Annotated in this window: 18 protein-coding genes, 4 tRNA genes and 2 other RNA genes; 8 read left to right on the forward strand and 16 right to left on the reverse strand. The window is 54.5% G+C overall.

The window, feature by feature from the left end; all coding sequences use genetic code 11:
* Positions 1 to 38 precede the first annotated feature (38 nt).
* Positions 39 to 950 (forward strand): cysteine synthase CysM, encoded by a 912-nt coding sequence (gene cysM / locus OQV00_RS06790; protein ID WP_004866094.1) that lies wholly within the window; start codon positions 39 to 41, stop codon positions 948 to 950.
* On the opposite strand, the gene OQV00_RS06795 is transcribed toward cysM, so the two are convergent.
* The 3 genes from OQV00_RS06795 to ptsJ are packed head-to-tail and all read right to left on the reverse strand — an operon-like array spanning position 947 to position 3,390.
* Positions 947 to 1,348 (reverse strand): YybH family protein, encoded by a 402-nt coding sequence (locus OQV00_RS06795; protein WP_004866092.1) that lies wholly within the window; start codon positions 1,346 to 1,348, stop codon positions 947 to 949. The two genes, cysM and OQV00_RS06795, sit on opposite strands and share 4 nt — an antisense overlap.
* Before the next feature lie 15 nt (positions 1,349 to 1,363).
* Entirely contained in the window at positions 1,364 to 2,080 is a 717-nt protein-coding gene (locus OQV00_RS06800; RefSeq protein ID WP_044349523.1) for a type 1 glutamine amidotransferase, read from the reverse strand.
* Between the two features lie 14 nt (positions 2,081 to 2,094).
* On the reverse strand, positions 2,095 to 3,390 hold the full coding sequence (gene ptsJ / locus OQV00_RS06805; protein WP_266280055.1) for a MocR-like B6 salvage transcription factor PtsJ: 1,296 nt from the start codon (positions 3,388 to 3,390) through the stop codon (positions 2,095 to 2,097).
* An 82-nt stretch (positions 3,391 to 3,472) separates the two neighbouring features.
* Between ptsJ and pdxK the strand changes: the two genes are divergently transcribed.
* Positions 3,473 to 4,339, forward strand: coding sequence for a pyridoxine/pyridoxal/pyridoxamine kinase (pdxK, locus tag OQV00_RS06810; RefSeq protein WP_065906906.1), 867 nt, complete (start codon positions 3,473 to 3,475; stop codon positions 4,337 to 4,339).
* Entirely contained in the window at positions 4,336 to 4,575 is a 240-nt protein-coding gene (locus OQV00_RS06815) for a cytoplasmic protein (RefSeq protein ID WP_266280057.1), read from the forward strand. The genes pdxK and OQV00_RS06815 overlap by 4 nt, the downstream gene beginning before the upstream one ends.
* Before the next feature lie 42 nt (positions 4,576 to 4,617).
* Here OQV00_RS06815 and crr read toward each other — a convergent pair whose 3' ends face one another.
* From crr to cysZ, 5 genes are all read right to left on the reverse strand, one after another.
* Complete coding sequence (gene crr, locus OQV00_RS06820; RefSeq protein ID WP_003861316.1) at positions 4,618 to 5,127, reverse strand: PTS glucose transporter subunit IIA; 510 nt, start codon at positions 5,125 to 5,127, stop codon at positions 4,618 to 4,620.
* A 42-nt stretch (positions 5,128 to 5,169) separates the two neighbouring features.
* Complete coding sequence (gene ptsI, locus OQV00_RS06825; protein ID WP_004866073.1) at positions 5,170 to 6,897, reverse strand: phosphoenolpyruvate-protein phosphotransferase PtsI; 1,728 nt, start codon at positions 6,895 to 6,897, stop codon at positions 5,170 to 5,172.
* Between the two features lie 44 nt (positions 6,898 to 6,941).
* Entirely contained in the window at positions 6,942 to 7,199 is a 258-nt protein-coding gene (gene ptsH / locus OQV00_RS06830; RefSeq protein ID WP_000487600.1) for a phosphocarrier protein Hpr, read from the reverse strand.
* Between the two features lie 379 nt (positions 7,200 to 7,578).
* Positions 7,579 to 8,550, reverse strand: coding sequence for a cysteine synthase A (gene cysK / locus OQV00_RS06835; protein ID WP_004865450.1), 972 nt, complete (start codon positions 8,548 to 8,550; stop codon positions 7,579 to 7,581).
* A 199-nt stretch (positions 8,551 to 8,749) separates the two neighbouring features.
* Positions 8,750 to 9,511, reverse strand: a complete 762-nt coding sequence (gene cysZ, locus OQV00_RS06840; protein ID WP_064356788.1) for a sulfate transporter CysZ — start codon at positions 9,509 to 9,511, stop codon at positions 8,750 to 8,752.
* Between the two features lie 230 nt (positions 9,512 to 9,741).
* Here cysZ and zipA point away from each other — a divergent pair, with 230 nt between their 5' ends.
* The 3 genes from zipA to OQV00_RS06855 all read left to right on the forward strand — a co-directional run bounded on the left by zipA (position 9,742) and on the right by OQV00_RS06855 (position 13,086).
* Complete coding sequence (gene zipA, locus OQV00_RS06845) at positions 9,742 to 10,776, forward strand: cell division protein ZipA (protein WP_015583739.1); 1,035 nt, start codon at positions 9,742 to 9,744, stop codon at positions 10,774 to 10,776.
* A gap of 74 nt (positions 10,777 to 10,850) precedes the next feature.
* A complete protein-coding gene (gene ligA / locus OQV00_RS06850) occupies positions 10,851 to 12,866 on the forward strand; it encodes an NAD-dependent DNA ligase LigA (RefSeq protein ID WP_004865440.1) in 2,016 nt (671 codons plus the stop codon).
* A 1-nt stretch (position 12,867) separates the two neighbouring features.
* Entirely contained in the window at positions 12,868 to 13,086 is a 219-nt protein-coding gene (locus OQV00_RS06855) for a DUF3820 family protein (protein WP_004865436.1), read from the forward strand.
* Here the strand turns inward: OQV00_RS06855 and OQV00_RS06860 are convergent.
* The gene (locus OQV00_RS06860) at positions 13,083 to 14,081 is read right to left on the reverse strand and encodes a bile acid:sodium symporter family protein (RefSeq protein WP_004865433.1); all 999 of its coding nucleotides are present in this window, start codon (positions 14,079 to 14,081) and stop codon (positions 13,083 to 13,085) included. The genes OQV00_RS06855 and OQV00_RS06860 overlap by 4 nt on opposite strands.
* Positions 14,082 to 14,170: 89 nt before the next feature.
* Between OQV00_RS06860 and OQV00_RS06865 the strand changes: the two genes are divergently transcribed.
* Positions 14,171 to 15,097: a LysR family transcriptional regulator gene (locus tag OQV00_RS06865; protein ID WP_266280060.1), complete on the forward strand. Its 927-nt coding sequence runs from the start codon at positions 14,171 to 14,173 to the stop codon at positions 15,095 to 15,097.
* Between the two features lie 56 nt (positions 15,098 to 15,153).
* On the opposite strand, the gene OQV00_RS06870 is transcribed toward OQV00_RS06865, so the two are convergent.
* The 6 genes from OQV00_RS06870 to OQV00_RS06895 all read right to left on the reverse strand — a co-directional run bounded on the left by OQV00_RS06870 (position 15,154) and on the right by OQV00_RS06895 (position 15,880).
* Positions 15,154 to 15,278, reverse strand: a non-coding RNA gene (locus OQV00_RS06870) — RtT sRNA.
* Positions 15,279 to 15,304: 26 nt separating this feature from the next.
* A non-coding RNA gene (locus OQV00_RS06875) (RtT sRNA) lies at positions 15,305 to 15,441 on the reverse strand.
* Positions 15,442 to 15,484: 43 nt separating this feature from the next.
* Positions 15,485 to 15,560, reverse strand: a tRNA-Lys gene (locus tag OQV00_RS06880).
* 4 nt (positions 15,561 to 15,564) lie between these two features.
* Positions 15,565 to 15,640, reverse strand: a tRNA-Val gene (locus OQV00_RS06885).
* Positions 15,641 to 15,686: 46 nt separating this feature from the next.
* Positions 15,687 to 15,762: transfer RNA gene (locus OQV00_RS06890), tRNA-Val, on the reverse strand.
* 42 nt (positions 15,763 to 15,804) lie between these two features.
* Positions 15,805 to 15,880: transfer RNA gene (locus OQV00_RS06895), tRNA-Val, on the reverse strand.
* Positions 15,881 to 16,139: 259 nt separating this feature from the next.
* Between OQV00_RS06895 and gltX the strand changes: the two genes are divergently transcribed.
* Positions 16,140 to 17,558 (forward strand): glutamate--tRNA ligase, encoded by a 1,419-nt coding sequence (gene gltX / locus OQV00_RS06900; protein ID WP_004865422.1) that lies wholly within the window; start codon positions 16,140 to 16,142, stop codon positions 17,556 to 17,558.
* Between the two features lie 60 nt (positions 17,559 to 17,618).
* Here the strand turns inward: gltX and OQV00_RS06905 are convergent, their stop codons facing one another.
* On the reverse strand, positions 17,619 to 18,011 hold the full coding sequence (locus OQV00_RS06905; protein ID WP_015583740.1) for a YfeC-like transcriptional regulator: 393 nt from the start codon (positions 18,009 to 18,011) through the stop codon (positions 17,619 to 17,621).
* Positions 18,012 to 18,013: the final 2 nt, after the last annotated feature.

Raw genomic sequence — 18,013 nt, forward strand, 5'->3', positions numbered from 1 at the left:
AGCGAAGCGCCACCCGGCTTTTTTATTGAGTAAAAATCGTGAATACACTTGAACACACCATCGGTAATACCCCTCTGGTCAAGCTTCAGCGCATGGGACCGGACAATGGCAGTGAAATCTGGGTCAAACTGGAAGGCAATAACCCGGCGGGTTCAGTAAAGGACCGCGCCGCGCTTTCAATGATCGTTGAAGCCGAAAAACGCGGTGAAATAAAGCCTGGCGACGTCCTGATTGAAGCCACCAGCGGGAATACCGGTATCGCGCTGGCGATGATTGCCGCGCTGAAAGGCTATCAGATGAAGCTCCTGATGCCGGACAACATGAGCCAGGAGCGCCGGGCCGCGATGCTGGCCTACGGTGCCGAGCTGATTCTGGTCACCAAAGAGCAGGGGATGGAAGGCGCGCGCGATCTGGCGGCGGAAATGGCGCAGCGTGGCGAAGGGAAACTGCTGGATCAGTTCAATAATCCGGATAACCCCTATGCGCATTACACCACCACCGGACCGGAAATCTGGCAGCAGACCGCCGGGCGAATCAGCCATTTTGTCTCCAGTATGGGAACTACCGGCACCATCACCGGCGTATCCCGCTTTTTGCGTGAACAGGATAAGCCGGTGAGTATTGTGGGACTGCAGCCGGAAGAGGGCAGCAGCATTCCGGGTATTCGGCGCTGGCCGGCAGAGTATATGCCGGGGATTTTTAATGCTTCGCTGGTTGATGCGGTGCTGGATATTCACCAGCAGGATGCGGAAAACACCATGCGTATGCTGGCGGTACGGGAAGGTATTTTTTGCGGCGTTAGCTCCGGCGGCGCGGTGGCCGGCGCATTACGTATCGCGCGTGAAAATCCCGGCGCGGTAGTGGTGGCGATCGTCTGCGATCGCGGCGATCGCTACCTGTCTACCGGGGTTTTTGGCGAAGAGCACTTCAGCCAGGGGGCGGGGATTTAACGGGCTGGCGAGTCCAGCAGGTCGGTACCGTAGGAGTTATCTACGGTACACAGCCAGCGCTGCTCCTGCCGGCGAAAAACATAGGTGGCGCGGCGCGTGACCTGGGTGGTGCCTCCCTCCGGAGTCGGGATATCCAGCCGGGTTTCCATAATCACCAGCGCAGTGTCGCCGCCTTCCAGTATCTCCATTCTGCCTTGTGTCACCACCAGACGGTGCTGAAAATAGTCGGCAATGGCGAGAAAGGCTTTGCGGATGTTCTCCTTACCTTTCACCAGCCGTTCTGGCTGCACCACCAGCAGGGCATCCTCCGCGTAGTAGTCCATTAACGTATCGTAGTCTTCCTGCGATATTGCGCGGTCGCACGCTTCAATGACGGCTTTTAGCTGCGGGTTTACCATGAATACCCTCCGGGGTTAGTGCCGATAATGGGTCACCAGATTATCGAGAAATGTCCACAGCTTCTGGTTCATCTCGCGATAATCCCAGCTGCGCATCTCCTGTACGGAACGGATAAAACGCCGGCCTTTTGCCGCCTCAAGCTCCTCCTGCGAATGGGTGATGAGCCGTTCAATGACCTCTGCGTCAAATTCCATGTGGCACTGGAAACCATATACCCGGTCGCCATATTTCACAATTTGTCGCGGGCAACCTTCGCTTGCGGCCAGCACCGTTGCCGTCGGCGTCATGCCGGGCATATCGTTATGCCAGTGCCCCACGACCAGAGCAGGGCCAAAATGAGCGATATTCGGGTCACGTAAACCCTCTACGCTGAGGGTGACAGGGTAGTGGCCGATCTCTTTTTCCGGGCTTTGCATGACGGGGGCGCCCAGCGCTTCACCAATCAGCTGTGAGCCAAGACAGATGCCGATGACAATTCGCCCGGCGGCGATGGCCTGGGCAATAAGATTTTGTTCAGCATGTGTATCAAAATAAGCACACTCCGCCAGCGTAGTACGTGGTGACTGCGGGCCGCCGAGCACCACCAACATATCGAAGCCATCGGCGTTTGCCGGCAGCGGATCGCCGGCGTATACCCGTGACCAGCCGATGGTGTAGCCCCGATCCTGTGCCCAGTGGAGGCAGGCTCCCGGTGATTCAAAATGTTCGTGGACGATAAAATGAATGTGCATAGACGTCACTCCGGTCAGGGTTGGAGAACGAGGTGTAAATCGTCAGCCAGGCGCTCAATCTCATCATCGCTTAACGTTCCCGGCGATAGCCGAAGACCGTGCGATGGCGTGTGAATACCGAACGCTTCACCTTCGCGGACTAACCAGCCGGCGCGGGCTAAGCGCAGGGCGATTGGCTGGCTCGGCTCCGTTAGCGGCAGCCAGAAATTGAGGCCATCTCCCGGAGGGAAAGGGGGAAAACCGCGTTGGGTCAGGGCCGCGGCCAGTTTTTCATTCTGCCGACGATAATGGCGACGACTCTCCGCCAGCGAGGCAGTAAAGACGCTATCATTCAGGCAGGCAAAGGCAAAGCCCTGCAGCAGATGGCTGACCCACTGGCTGCCGGCGTTGAGCCGCAGACGTAGCGCTGCCGAGGTGGTGCTATCGCTGGCAACAAACGCCAGACGCAGGTCCGGGCCGAGCGTTTTTGACAGGGAACGCACCAGCGCCCAGCGCTGAGTGGTGGCGGGCAGAGGGGAGTGCCAGGGCGTTGCCGATAACAATGCGAAGTGGTCATCAATAATCACCAGCACCTGCGGGTAATGAGCCAGTATCTCGCGAATAGCCGCTGCCCTGGCTTCACTGAAGCTACGGCCGGTCGGGTTGTGCGCGCGCGGGGTCAGAATGACGGCTCGCGCGCCGCTGCGTAAGGCCAGTTCCAGCTCGTCAGGCAACATCCCTTCTCCGTCAACTGCCACCGGACAGGCATGGAATCCGGCGTAGCGCAGCATATTGATACTGCTGAGGAAGCAGGGGTCTTCAACAACCACGCCGTCGCCGGGCAGAAGCAGGGCGCAAAGCAGCCGCTCCAGCGCATCGATGGCGCCACTGGTCAGGTTAATCTCAGCATGGATTCCCAGGTCCTGGTGCATCCAGCGCTGCGCCCAGGCCGCCAGCTTAGGTTCCACGGCGGCATCGCCGTACAGGTGTGGAGTCAGCGAGAGCTGACTCAGATAGCGAGCGAGATCCGGCAGGCGGCGGGGATCCGGGTTACCACCGGAGATATCTCTGAGTGGCGACGAGGGGTCTCCGCCTTCCTGCGGCAGGGGAGCATTCGCGGATTTAATGGCGGTACCGTTGCGCCCTTGACTGACGGCCAGCCCGGAGGTGACCAGCCGTTTATAGACCGCGGCGACGGTGTTGCGGTTAACCGTCAGTTCAGCAGCCAGCTCACGAACCGGAGGCAGCGTTTCTCCGGGTTTTAATACTCCGCTTTGTATCAGATGACGGATGTTATCAAAAATTTCACTGGCGGTTTTTCCAACGATCATTATTGACCTATGACAAAATGAATTTTAGCATAGGACGAATGATAATCAGAGTATGACCCGCTGTCCAGCGGGGGGAGAAGGGATGGGCCAACAAGACGAAATACAATCGGTGCTCTTCAACGATAAGAGCCGGGCGCTGCAGGTCGACATCGTCGCCGTGCAATCGCAGGTCGTGTACGGCAGCGTCGGTAACAGTATCGCGGTGCCGGCCATTAAACAGCATGGACTGCGGGTGATGGCCGTGCCGACCGTGCTATTCAGTAACACGCCACACTACGATACGTTCTATGGCGGAGTGATTCCGGAAGCGTGGTTTGTGGGTTACCTGCAGGCGCTGGAGGAGCGTGACGCGCTGCGTGAACTGCGGGCGGTGACCACGGGATATATGGGCAGCGCGGTACAGATAGAACGCCTGGCGCAGTGGTTACGCCGGATCCGCGAATCTCACCCGCAGCTCTGTATTCTTGTTGATCCGGTCATTGGCGATGTCGACAGCGGGATCTACGTGAAGGCGGAGATTCCGGATGCCTATCGTACTCATCTGCTGCCGCTGGCGCAGGGGATAACGCCAAACTTGTTCGAACTGGAAACGCTGAGCGGAATGCCCTGCCGCCATCAGCAGGAGGCCATCGCTGCCGCGCGTAGTCTGTTATCCGACTCGCTGAGGTGGGTCGTGATTACCAGCGCCCCGGGAATGGACAGCGCGACGATTAACGTTCTGGTGGTAACGGCTGATTCGGTTGAGGTAGTGGTCCATCCGCGCGTTGAAACGGATCTGAAAGGTACCGGCGACCTGTTTTGCGCCGAGCTGATTAGCGGCCTGGTGTCGGGGCTGACGCTGGGAGCGGCGACGCAGGCTGCGGCGCAGCGGGTGCTGGCAGTGATGACCTGGACCGATCGGCAAGGCTGTGATGAGCTGATCCTGCCGCCGCCGGAGGTCACAGCATGAAGAGCTATCGTTTAGTTGTACGTCAGCAGGGGCGTATTGTTGGTTTTTTTGAGACCGCCGGTAATGAGGCCCTGGAAGATGTCTGCGTGGCCCGGTCGCTGTTTGGCGTCACCGGTGGATACCAGTGCGATCTGTTGGTTTCAGATAGCGAACGGCGGATTCTGGAAAGTGGGCCAGAGGGGATGAAGGTACTCTCCCGGGAGAAATGCTTTCGGCCGGTAAAATCCATCCTGTAAAAAAAATGGCGCCATAGGGCGCCATTTTTTCTGCGGCAAGAATTACTTCTTGATGCGAATGACCGGGGTTTCACCCACGGTAACGCTACCGGAGAGTTTGATCAGCTCTTTGATCTCGTCCATGTTGGAGATAACAACCGGAGTCAGGGTCGACTTGGCTTTCTCTTCCAGCAGCGGCAGATCGAATTCGATGACCGGGTCACCCACTTTCACACGCTGACCTTCTTCGGCAATACGTTTGAAGCCTTCGCCTTTCAGTTCAACGGTATCAATACCGAAGTGAACAAACAGCTCAATGCCGCTATCCGATTCAATAGAGAATGCATGGTTGGTTTCAAAGATTTTACCGATGGTACCGTCTACCGGCGCAACCATTTTGTTGCCGGTAGGTTTGATGGCAATGCCATCACCCACAATTTTTTCCGCAAAAACCACATCCGGCACGTCTTCGATGTTGACGATCTCGCCAGAGAGCGGAGCAACAATCTCAATAGTTCCGGAGTCTTTTTTGTCATCAGAAACCAGAGATTTCAATTTATCGAACAAACCCATGATCTTCTCCTAAGCAGTAATTTGGGCCGCGCATCTCGTGGATTAGCAGATTGTTTTTTCTTCAATGAACTTGTTAACCAGCGTCATTAACTCGTCCGTTGTCGGTTGAGCAAGAGCCTGCTCTGCTAATACTTTCGCATCTTCGAAGTTCGTGTTACGAATAATCTTCTTGATACGCGGGATGGAAATGGCGCTCATAGAGAATTCGTCCAGCCCCATACCCAGCAACAGAAGTGTAGCACGTTCATCGCCCGCAAGCTCACCACACATGCCAGTCCATTTGCCTTCGGCATGAGAAGCATCAATGACTTGCTTAATCAGCGTCAGTACAGATGGCGACATTGGCTGGTAAAGATGTGAAATCATATCATTACCACGGTCAACTGCCAGAGTATATTGCGTTAAATCATTGGTTCCGATACTAAAGAAATCGACTTCTTTCGCTAAATGACGGGCAATCGTTGCCGCGGCTGGTGTTTCAACCATCACGCCGACTTCGATTTTTTCGTCGAATGCTTTACCTTCGTCACGCAGTTCCTGCTTGTAGATCTCAATCTCTTTCTTCAGCGCACGCACTTCTTCAACAGAGATGATCATCGGGAACATGATGCGAAGCTTACCGAACGCGGAGGCGCGCAGGATGGCACGTACCTGGTCACGCAGGATCTCTTTACGATCCATCGCGATACGTACGGCACGCCAGCCCAGGAACGGGTTTTCTTCTTTCGGGAAGTTCATGTACGGCAGTTCTTTATCGCCGCCAATGTCCATGGTACGAACGATAACGGCCTGAGAACCGCACGCTTCGGCAACCGCTTTATAGGCGGCAAACTGCTCTTCTTCAGTCGGCAGCGCATCGCGGTCCATGAACAGGAATTCTGTACGGTACAGGCCGACGCCTTCTGCGCCGTTGCGCTCAGCGCCATCGACGTCACGTACGGTACCGATGTTGGCGCAGACTTCAACCTGATGTCCGTCCAGCGTAATCGCCGGCAGATCTTTCAGCTTAGCCAGTTCTGCTTTCTCTTCAGCGACCTGAATCTGCAGTTTACGCAGCTCTTCGATTTGTTCGTTGGTCGGGTTAACCAGAACCTGGTTATTCACCGCATCAAGGACCAGATAATCGCCGTTTTTCACCTGGGTGGTGACGCTACCGGTGCCCACGATGGCAGGCAGTTCAAGGGAACGCGCCATGATAGAGGTGTGGGAGGTACGGCCGCCCGCGTCGGTGATGAAACCCAGCACCTTGTTCAGGTTCAGCTGTGCGGTTTCCGACGGAGTCAGATCGGCGGCAACCAGAATCACTTCTTCCTGAATCGCGCTCAGATCGATGATTGCCAGGCCGAGGATGTTGCGCAGCAGGCGCTTACCAATGTCACGTACGTCAGCCGCACGTTCTTTCAGGTATTCATCATCCAGCTCTTCCAGGGCAGTGGCCTGACCTTCGATAATCTCATTTGCTGCCGCATCGGCAGTCATCTGCTTATCTTTAATCAGGGCTATGATTTCCTGCTCAAGCTCCTCATCTTCCAGCAGCATGATGTGCCCTTCGAAGATGGCTTCTTTTTCTTCACCGAAAGTTTCACCAGCTTTGGTTTTGATGACCTCCAGCTGGGCGGAGGCCTTGGCGCGGCCGCTCAGGAAACGTTCGACTTCCTGATCAACCTTATCGGCAGAAATTTTCTTCCGGTCGATGACAATTTCGTCTTCTTTCAGCAGGAGAGCCTTACCGAAAGCGATACCCGGGGATGCTAAAATGCCTGAAATCATAACCCTACCTTACTTGTGACTGATATTAAAAAGAACCCGTGAACTTATTCGAGTTCAGCCATCAGTTTTACCAGATGCTCAACTGCTTTCTGCTCATCTTCGCCTTCAGCGGAGATAGTCACGACGGTACCCTGAGTCAGGCCCAGAGTCTGCAGTTTGAACAGGCTTTTGGCGCTGGCGCTTTTGCCGTTGGAGGTTACAGTGATCTCAGAAGTGAAGCCTTTTGCTTCTTTAACAAACTGAGCAGCAGGGCGGGTGTGCAGACCGTTCGGAGCGGTAATGGTAACTTCTTGCTGGAACATTATATTTCCCCAACTTATAGGTTTAGTGTTGTGGACCTAAAGTCTAGCCTAACGGCCAGGCTTTAGCCTGTATTGTTAGCGCCGGCATTACGTGTCTGGCTAAGGTGTCAGCAGCGTGTTCGCTGTGAAGACCATCTGGCCGTGGACGTCTGGCACGTCATTAAACATTATGCAGCGAAAGGAAGACTTGAACCAAATCATAAAATCGATTCAGCTTACGGAAATCCGATTATGAATAATTTCGCGCATCAAAATAAATGTGTTGGTTAAATACCAGACCCTACGCGGTGAATCAATGCCAGGAGGGGTAAAACTTTGACGTATGCCACAAAAAAGCACCTGAAAAGGTGCTTTTTTACACGATGCTAACGAGCTGGCATCACTGTTGCAGTTCTTTCTCGGTGAAGAGATCGGCAAACAGCGCGGTGCTTAAATAACGCTCACCTGAAGAGGGTAGGATAACCACAATATTCTTATTGGTAAAGGCCTCATCTTCCTGGAGCTTAAGTGCCGCAGCGACGGCCGCGCCGGATGAGATACCGGCCAGAATACCTTCTTCATCCATCAGACGACGTGCGGTGGAGATAGCTTCTTCGTTGGTGATAGCCACCACTTTATCAACCAGCTTCAGATCCAGGTTGCCTGGAATAAAGCCGGCACCGATGCCCTGAATTTTATGCGGACCTGGCTTCAGCTCAACGCCCGCCAGCGCCTGAGCGATAACCGGGGAGTCGGTCGGTTCAACCGCCACGGTGATCAGATCTTTTTTGCCTTTCGTGCCTTTAATATAGCGACTCACGCCGGTCAGCGTACCGCCGGTGCCGACGCCGGAGATAAAGACATCCACCTGGCCATCCGTATCTTCCCAGATTTCCGGGCCGGTGGTCTTTTCATGAATTTCCGGGTTTGCCGGGTTGCTGAATTGCTGCAGCAGCAGATATTTTTCCGGGTTGCTGGCGACAATCTCTTCTGCTTTCTGAATCGCGCCTTTCATGCCCTTCGCGCCTTCGGTCAGTACCAGATTCGCGCCGAGTGCTTTCAGCAGCTTACGACGTTCAATACTCATGGTTTCCGGCATAGTCAGCGTCAGCTTATAACCGCGCGCTGCCGCAACGTAGGCGAGAGCGATACCGGTGTTACCGCTGGTCGGTTCAACCAGCTCAACGCCTGCTTTCAGTACACCGCGTTTTTCGGCATCCCAAATCATATTGGCACCAATTCGGCATTTTACGCTAAAGCTCGGGTTGCGTGATTCAACCTTTGCCAGGATGCGCCCGTTACCGATTCGGTTCAGTCGTACTAACGGCGTGTGGCCGATAGTCAGGGAGTTGTCTTCAAAAATCTTACTCATGGCCCGTCCTTAACTGTATGAAATTTGGGATTACGGCTTCAGCATACCCGCTTAAAGAATATGCGGAAGTAAGGATTTAGCATATCTATATTCGGAAGGGAAATAATGGTAAGCCAGAAGGAATAAGGCGCGGTATATAGCCGCTGTGCTTCAGACCACGCGTTTGCTGGCCTGAAGCACTGGGCACAAGGAGAGGGCGCTATTTCCACATGGCGTGTTTATCGCGATAGCAATCGACCCACATGGCCGTTGCGCCGCAAATGGCCACCGGCAGGATAACGAGGTTGAGGACCGGGATCATGGTGAACAGGCTGGTCAGCGCGCCAAACTGCATATTGGTGACTTTACGGGTCCGCAGCGCTTCGCGCATGGTTTTAAACGGCACTTTGTGGTTGTCGAAGGGGTAGTCGCAGTACTGAATCGCCAGCATCCACGCGCTAAACAGGAACCACAGTACCGGCGCCAGCGTCTGGCCAATTCCGGGAATAAAATAGAGTATCAGCAGTACGATTGCACGCGGCAGGTACCAGGCGAACTTTTGCCACTCACGCTTCATAATGCGCGGCACGTCTTTCATGATGCCAAAAATGCCCACGTCCGGCGGCGTGGCGCCGGTCAGACGAGCTTCGAGCTGCTCTGCGAGCAGGCCGCTAAACGGCGCGGCAATCCAGTTGGCGATGGTCGAGAAGAAGTACCCGAACACGAGCAGGATAGAGATGACCACGATGGGCCACAGCAGATAGTTCAGCCATTGTAGCCACTGCGGAACATGGTTCATTAAGGATGGGATCCAGCTATCCAGGCGGGTGAACAGCCACCAGAAGGCGCCGCCCATCAAAATGATGTTAACTAACAGAGGCAGAAAGACGTAACGACGAATCCCCGGCAGCCCGATCAGTTTCCAGCCCTGCGAAAAATAGTAGACGCCGCTACGCGGGGTAGATGCGGATGTTGAAACCATGGTCAGGCGATGCTCCTCTTTTGACATCCTAACTGAATGCCCGCTTATTTTATCGGGTTGTCAGACAATAACCAGTTAGGAAATGTTCGAAAAAACAGCAAAAAGCACGATTTAGTTCATCTTTATGTAGTGAAAGCGGTAGACACACTTGCACTCGACGTAATCGGCAAATACTCTTAGTGAGTAAATGTTTGCCGTGGTGGCAAGGTGTTAGAACAACAGAGAATATAATGATGCAGGATTTGCGTCTGATATTAATCATTGTTGGCGCGATCGCCATACTCGCTTTACTGGTACACGGTTTCTGGACCAGCCGTAAAGAACGTTCCTCGATGTTTCGCGATCGCCCACTGAAACGTATGAAGTCTCGCGATGACGAAGAGTCTGAGAACGATGACTTTGATGACGATGTTGAAGGCGTAGGTGAAGTTCGCGTTCACCGGGTTAACCACGCCCCAAATGGCGTGCATGGGGAGCAAGAAGCACCTCGTCAGGCGCCGCCGCAACACCAATACCAGCCTCCTTACGAGCGTCAGGTGCAGCAGCCTGTGCGTCCGGAAGAGCCGGTACGGCAGCAGCCCGTTCAGCATCAGGCACCGCAGCCTCATGTACCGTCGCCTCAGGTGCAACAGCCACCGCAACCTGTCGCGCCACAGCAGCCTGTGCCGCCGCAATATCAGCCTCAGCAGTCGCCTCAGCAGCCGGTAGTTCAGAGTGCGCCGCAACAGCCTGCTCAGGTACAGCAGCCAGCGCCGCAGCCTGTCGCCGCACAGCCTCAGCCGGCAGCTGAACCGCAGGTCTCCGAGCCTCAGCAGCCAGCGCCAGCGCCGCAGCCAAAAGAACGCAAAGAAACGGTTATCGTCATGAACGTTTCTGCGCACCAGGGCACGCAGATTAACGGCGAAGTGCTGATTAACAGCATCCAGCAGGCGGGCTTTAAATTTGGTGATATGAATATTTTTCATCGCCATCTCAGTCCGGACGGCAGCGGTCAGGTTCTGTTCAGCCTGGCAAATATGGTTAAACCGGGTACCTTCAATCCTGATGGTATGGCCGACATGACTACGCCTGGCGTAACGATCTTTATGCAGGTGCCGTCGTTTGGTGATGAGCTACAAAACTTTAAACTGATGCTGCAATCTGCACAGTATATTGCCGATGAAGTCGGTGGTGTGGTGCTGGACGATCAGCGTCGGATGATGACCCCGCAAAAACTGCGCGAATATCAGGACCGTATTCGTGAAGTTAAAGAGGCTAACGCCTGATTTATTCCCCGGCGTTTCGTCTACCAATCCAGAACCCCCGCCTGCCGGGGGTTTTTTATCATTGATGGTGTGATATGGAACCGATCGAACAAAAACTAACTGAACTGCGAACCACGCTTCGCCATCATGAATATCTGTACCATGTTATGGATACCCCGGAGATTCCCGATGCGGAATATGACCGGTTAATGCGCGAACTGCGCGAGCTCGAAGCTCAGCATCCGGATCTGATTACCCCTGATTCTCCAACCCAACGCGTGGGCGCGGCGCCGCTGGCGTCATTCAGCCAGGTCCGCCATGAGGTTCCGATGCTGTCGCTGGATAACGTCTTTGATGAAGAGAGCTTCCTTGCCTTCAATAAGCGCGTTCAGGATCGACTCAAGAGCAGTGATGACCTGATCTATTGCTGTGAGCTAAAGCTGGACGGGCTGGCGGTCAGCATTTTGTATGAAAACGGCGTCCTGGTTCAGGCGGCAACCCGTGGCGATGGCACCACCGGCGAAGATATCACCGCCAACGTCAGGACAATTCGCGCCATCCCGTTGAGACTGCGTGGCGACAATATTCCACAACGGCTGGAAGTTCGCGGCGAGGTCTTCTTACCGCAGGCCGGCTTCGAAAAAATTAATGAAGAGGCCCGCCGTACCGGAGGGAAAGTGTTTGCTAACCCACGAAACGCGGCGGCAGGCTCTCTGCGTCAGCTCGATCCGCGAATTACGGCGAAGCGACCGCTTACTTTCTTTTGTTACGGCGTGGGCGCGCTGACTGGCGGTGAGCTGCCGGAGAGCCATTCCGGCCGTCTGCAGCAGTTTAAGGCATGGGGGCTGCCGGTTAGCGACCGGGTGACGCTCTGCCATACCCCAGAGGAAGTGCTTACTTACTACCGTAAAGTTGAAGAAGACCGTCCGAATTTAGGTTTTGATATTGATGGTGTGGTCATCAAAGTCGATTCCCTGGCGCTTCAGGAACAGCTTGGATTTGTGGCCCGTGCGCCGCGCTGGGCGGTGGCGTTTAAGTTCCCGGCGCAGGAGCAAATGACTTTTGTGCGCGACGTCGAGTTTCAGGTAGGGCGTACCGGAGCCATCACGCCAGTGGCTCGCCTGGAGCCGGTGCATGTGGCCGGTGTTCTGGTGAGCAATGCTACTTTGCACAACGCCGATGAAATAGAGCGCCTGGGGCTGCGAATTGGCGATAAAGTGGTGATTCGCCGCGCGGGGGACGTGATTCCTCAGGTCGTCAACGTCGTACTCTCCGATCGCCCGGAGGAGACGCGAGAGATCGTCTTCCCGACCCATTGTCCGGTGTGTAATTCTGATGTTGAACGGGTCGAAGGCGAGGCGGTAACGCGCTGTACCGGCGGGTTAATTTGCGGTGCGCAGCGTAAGGAAGCGCTAAAACATTTTGTCTCCCGCCGCGCGTTAGATGTGGAGGGCATGGGGGATAAAATTATCGACCAGCTGGTTGAGAAAGAGTACGTCCACACTCCGGCAGATCTCTTCCGCTTAACCGCCGGGAAACTCACCGGTCTGGATCGAATGGGGCCTAAATCAGCACAAAACGTGGTTAATGCCCTGGAAAAATCAAAAGCAACCACCTTTGCTCGTTTCCTCTACGCATTAGGTATTCGCGAGGTCGGTGAAGCAACGGCAGCGGGGCTGGCGGCCTATTTCGCCACGATTGAAGCGCTGGAGCAGGCTACTATTGAGGAGCTGCAAAAAGTGCCGGATGTGGGAATTGTCGTGGCCACGCACGTCTTTCACTTCTTTGCTGAAGAGAACAACCGCGATGTGATCGCGCAGCTCCGCGCGGAAGGGGTCAACTGGCCTGCGCCGGTGGTGGTCAATGCCGAGGAGATTGATAGCCCGTTTGCCGGTAAAACGGTTGTCCTGACCGGCAGTCTCAGCCAGCTTTCTCGCGATGATGCGAAGGCGCGGCTGATGGCGCTGGGGGCAAAAGTCGCCGGCAGCGTCTCGAAGAAAACGGATCTGGTGATTGCCGGCGAAGCGGCGGGCTCTAAACTTGCTAAAGCGCAGGAGCTGGGCATCGCCGTCATTGATGAAGCAGAAATGCTGCGGCTGCTGGGAGAATAAGGTGGATAAGGATCAGCTCATTGAGATTGCTAATACGGACATGCCGTTTGGTAAATACAAAGGCCGTCGCCTGATTGATGTGCCGGAAGAGTATTTGCTGTGGTTTGCCCGTAAAGACCAGTTTCCTGCCGGCCATCTTGGCGAGCTGATGGCATTAACTTTGTTGATTAAAACAGAAGGGCTGACCCAGCTGGTTCAGCCCTTGAAGAAGCCTCGTTAAGCCTCAGAGGCGCGGGTTTTCTCCTGCGCCAGCCGTGCTTCAGCCTGTCGTTTATAGCGTCGTGCCAGAACGGCGCACACCATCAGCTGAATCTGATGGAAGATCATTAGCGGCAGCACCATGATCCCCAGAATCGACGTCGGGAAGAGGATGTTGGCCATCGGTATCCCGTTTGCCAGGCTCTTTTTCGAACCACAGAAAACAATCGTGATTTCATCGGCCTTATTAAAGCCGCATTTGCGTGCGACGAAGATATTAATGGCAATCACGATAGCCAGCAGAACCAGGCTGACGACCACGATGAAGAGTAACGAGCCGACGCCGACTTTATGCCAGATGCCGTTCACTACTGCCTCGCTAAATGCGGAATAGACCACCAGCAGAATCGAAGTCTGGTCGGTTTTTGAGATCCACTTTTTATGCCGGGCAACCCAGTCGCCAATCCATGGGCGAGAGAGATGGCCAAGAACGAACGGCAGCAGAAGTTGCAGCATAATCTTACCGACCTGTTCCAGATTGCCGCCGGCGCCGTGCAGGTTCATCAGCAGACCGACCAATAGCGGCGAAATAAATATCCCCAGCAGACTTGAAGCCGATGCCGAGCAGACGGCCGCGGCGACGTTACCCCCTGCCAGCGAGGTAAAGGCAATGGCTGACTGAACGGTCGCAGGCAGAATGCAGAGATAGATAAATCCGGTATACAGCGCAGGGTCGACATTAATCGGCGCCCACCAGGCAAACAGCACGCCTAAAACAGGGAATACCACAAACGTGCTGCACATAACCCACAGGTGTAAACGCCAGTGGCTGCCGCCGGCGACGATGGCCTCGCGGGAGAGTTTCGCCCCGTGCATAAAAAACAGCAGCGCAATGGCGGCGGTGGTTAAATTTTCAAAGAAGGGAACAAAACCGCCGCGGGCCGGAAAAAAAGAGGCCAGCAGCACAACGGTGATAAGAGTCAGAGTAAAGGGATCAAGAATGCGGAAAAGTTTCATAAACGCTCCTGAAAATCGATATCGCTATTGTGCTTTTTCTATTTTGAGAAATAAAATTAATTTATTGCATCCATTCATGAATAAAAAATATGAATTATTCGCTCCGTCAGTTGAAGGTCTTCGTCACCGTCGCCAGAGCAAAAAGCTTCAGCCGGGCAGGGGAGATCATTGGTCTTAGTCAGTCTGCGGTCAGCCATAGCGTAAAAGAGCTGGAACACCAGACCGGCGTTCGTTTACTCGATCGTACGACCCGGGAGGTGGTGCTGACGGAGGCGGGACAGCAGCTGGCCGGTCGACTTGAGCGGCTGCTGGATGAACTGAACAGCACGCTGCGTGATGCCGGACGGGTCGGACAGCAGTTAACCGGAACCGTACGGGTGGCCGCCAGCCAGACGATTTCAGCGCATCTGATCCCACAATGCATTGCGCATAGTAACCAACGTTATCCGGAGATCGACTTTGTGCTGCACGATCGTCCGCAGCAGTGGGTGCTGGAAAGTATCCGCCAGGGGGAGGTGGATTTCGGTATTGTTATCGATCCCGGTGCGGCGACCGATCTGCAATGTGAGACGGTGCTGGCGGAACCTTTTTTGCTTTTATGTCGGGAGGATCATCCTTTTGCCGAAAGAGTATCGGTGAACTGGCAGGAGCTTCACGGCCAGCGGCTGGTATTGCAGGATTACGCCTCCGGCAGTCGGCCGCTGATTGATGCCGCGCTGGCGCGCTTTGGCATTGATGCCAATATTGTGCAGGAGATTGGGCATCCGGCTACGCTGTTTCCGATGGTGGAGTCAGGTATTGGTATCAGCATTCTACCGGCGCTGGCGCTACCGCTGCCTCAAGGCAACCATTTGCGGGTCAAGCGACTCACTCCGGTTGTTGAGCGTCAGCTGATGCTGGCGCAGCGTAAAAATCGTTCACTCTCTACCGCCGCGCAGGCGTTATGGGAAGTCGTGCGTGAAGAGGGAAATACGCTGACCGCGCGCAGAACTGACGATCCGCTGTATCAGCGGTGAAGCGTGCTTCAGTGGCGGCGAGCGTGGTATACAGAAACTAAAGTGAGGGATAGGGCTGGTGGCCCGGGCAGGATAACGCGCTTTGCTCGCCCTTCGGGCCGTCGCCGCGAGCGACTCCGTTGTCTCGCTTTGCTCGACTCGAACCTGCACGGTTGAGCATGGTGCTCAGAAACGAAAAAAGCGCCTGAAGGCGCTTTTTTCTAAATATGGTGGGTCGTGCAGGATATCACTCGTCCCATCCTGAGACTCGCCCTACGGGTCGCCGCAGGCGGCGATGCAAAATCGTTCCCGACGATTTTGTCGAACCTGCGGCAGGTTCTCATCCTGCACGGTCGGGCATGATGTTCAGAAACGAAAAAAGCGCCTGAAGGCGCTTTTTTCTAAATATGGTGGGTCGTGCAGGATTCGAACCTGCGACCAATTGATTAAAAGTCAACTGCTCTACCAACTGAGCTAACGACCCGAAGTGGTGGGTGATGACGGGATCGAACCGCCGACCCCCTCCTTGTAAGGGAGGTGCTCTCCCAGCTGAGCTAATCACCCACTTCGGTACTTCACATTTTAACAAGAAATCCAGCTGGCGAGAAAGTGGTGGGTGATGACGGGATCGAACCGCCGACCCCCTCCTTGTAAGGGAGGTGCTCTCCCAGCTGAGCTAATCACCCACTTCTCAATTTCTTGCTACACGGCGGAGACTACATAAGTAGTGGTGGGTGATGACGGGTTCGAACCGCCGACCCCCTCCTTGTAAGGGAGGTGCTCTCCCAGCTGAGCTAATCACCCCCGCTGTGTGGAGTCGCATTATAGGGAGAGTTGAAAATGAGTCAACGCCTTTTCTAAATAATTTGTTTGTTCGTCGTAAAATTAGCCAAAACGATCGCAAAAGCATCCGCGGAGCATGATTTATAAACAAAAATAGCAAAGCGTGACGTTCAGACCTGAACAACATTGAGGAATCAGCCCACGGTGTTAGAATATTCACCCATAAATACCCACGGACTCTGCCGGTTGTCGGCATCTTTATTAAACGTAAGGCCATTTCATGAAAATCAAAACTCGCTTCGCGCCCAGCCCGACAGGCTATCTGCACGTTGGCGGCGCGCGTACTGCTCTCTATTCCTGGCTTTTTGCTCGTCATAACGACGGTGAGTTTGTACTGCGTATTGAAGACACCGATCTTGAACGCTCAACGCCGGAAGCAATTGAAGCCATCATGGATGGGATGAACTGGCTGAATCTGGAATGGGATGAAGGTCCGTACTTCCAGACCAAACGTTTTGACCGCTATAACGCCGTCATTGATGAAATGCTGGAAGCGGGTACCGCTTATAAATGCTATTGCTCCAAAGAACGTCTGGACGCGCTGCGTGAAGAGCAGATGGCAAACGGTGAAAAGCCGCGTTATGACGGACGCTGCCGCCACGGCCATGAACATCATGCCGATAACGAACCTTGCGTCGTACGTTTTGCTAACCCGCAGGACGGATCCGTTATTTTTGACGACCAGATCCGTGGGCCAATCGAATTCAGCAACCAGGAACTTGACGATCTGATCATCCGTCGTACCGATGGTTCTCCGACCTACAACTTCTGCGTGGTTGTGGATGACTGGGATATGGAGATCACCCACGTGATCCGCGGTGAAGATCATATCAACAACACCCCGCGTCAGATCAATATCCTGAAAGCGCTGAACGCGCCGGTCCCGGTATATGCCCACGTTTCCATGATTAATGGTGATGACGGTAAGAAACTCTCCAAACGTCACGGTGCCGTGAGCGTCATGCAGTATCGCGATGATGGTTACCTGCCGGAAGCGCTACTGAACTACCTGGTGCGTCTGGGCTGGTCCAGCGGCGATCAGGAGATCTTCAGCCGTGAAGAGATGATCAAGCTGTTCTCCCTGGGAGCGGTAAGCAAATCGGCCAGCGCATTCAACACGGATAAACTGCTGTGGCTGAACCATCACTATATTAATTCGATGGCGCCGGAATACGTAGCGACTTATCTGCAGTGGCATATTGAGCAGGAAAATATCGATACCCGTAACGGTCCGCAGCTGGCTGAACTGGTTACTCTGCTGGGTGAACGTTGCAAAACGCTGAAAGAGATGGCGGCAAGCTGCCGTTATTTCTACGAGGAGTTTGACGAGTTTGATGCGGACGCGGCGAAGAAACACCTGCGTCCGGTTGCTCGTCAGCCGCTGGAAGTCGTGCGTGACAAACTGGCCGCGATCACTGACTGGACAGCAGAAAATGTTCACCATGCTATTCAGGCGACGGCGGATGAGCTGGAAGTCGGGATGGGTAAAGTCGGGATGCCGCTGCGCGTTGCAGTGACCGGGGCAGGCCAGTCACCGGCTCTTGATGTGACTGTACATGCGATCGGTAAATCCCGCAGCGTAGAGCGTATCAATAAAGCGCTGACCTTTATTGCAGAACGCGAAAGCCAGCAATCCTGATTCAGAATTGCTCCTCGAAGCGTAACGAAGCGGCAGGGTATATCCTGCCGTTTTTTTTACCTATTTCTGACTGGCAATACCGAGACGTGACAAGAACCCACTGATTCCTTCACGGGCGAGAAGGTCCCGCAGGCGCTGCTGCTCTTCAGTCGTCATCAGATGCAGCGTTTCGGCAATCTGTCGCCAGATAGCGCCAGCATCGTTAACAAAATAGTGGCTGGACGGTTCTGCCAGCTGATGCTCGGTCAGCAGATGACGGAGTGCCGGAATATTGGCCAGAAAATCGAGGACCGGCTTATCAATAATGATCAGGCGAGCGCGGCCACCCTTTACGCCGGGAATAGTCTCGGTGCGCCATTTTTGTTCTCTGACCCAGCGGTTAATCGTTTGTCTGGCCAGACCAAGGCAATCTGCCAGCTCTGCCGGCGTCATTTTATCTTTTAGTTTCATCATTA

Origin of the sequence: Klebsiella sp. DY2415 (genome assembly GCF_026314315.1) — a bacterium.
In the GTDB taxonomy this organism is placed as follows: Bacteria; Pseudomonadota; Gammaproteobacteria; order Enterobacterales; family Enterobacteriaceae; genus Klebsiella; species Klebsiella ornithinolytica.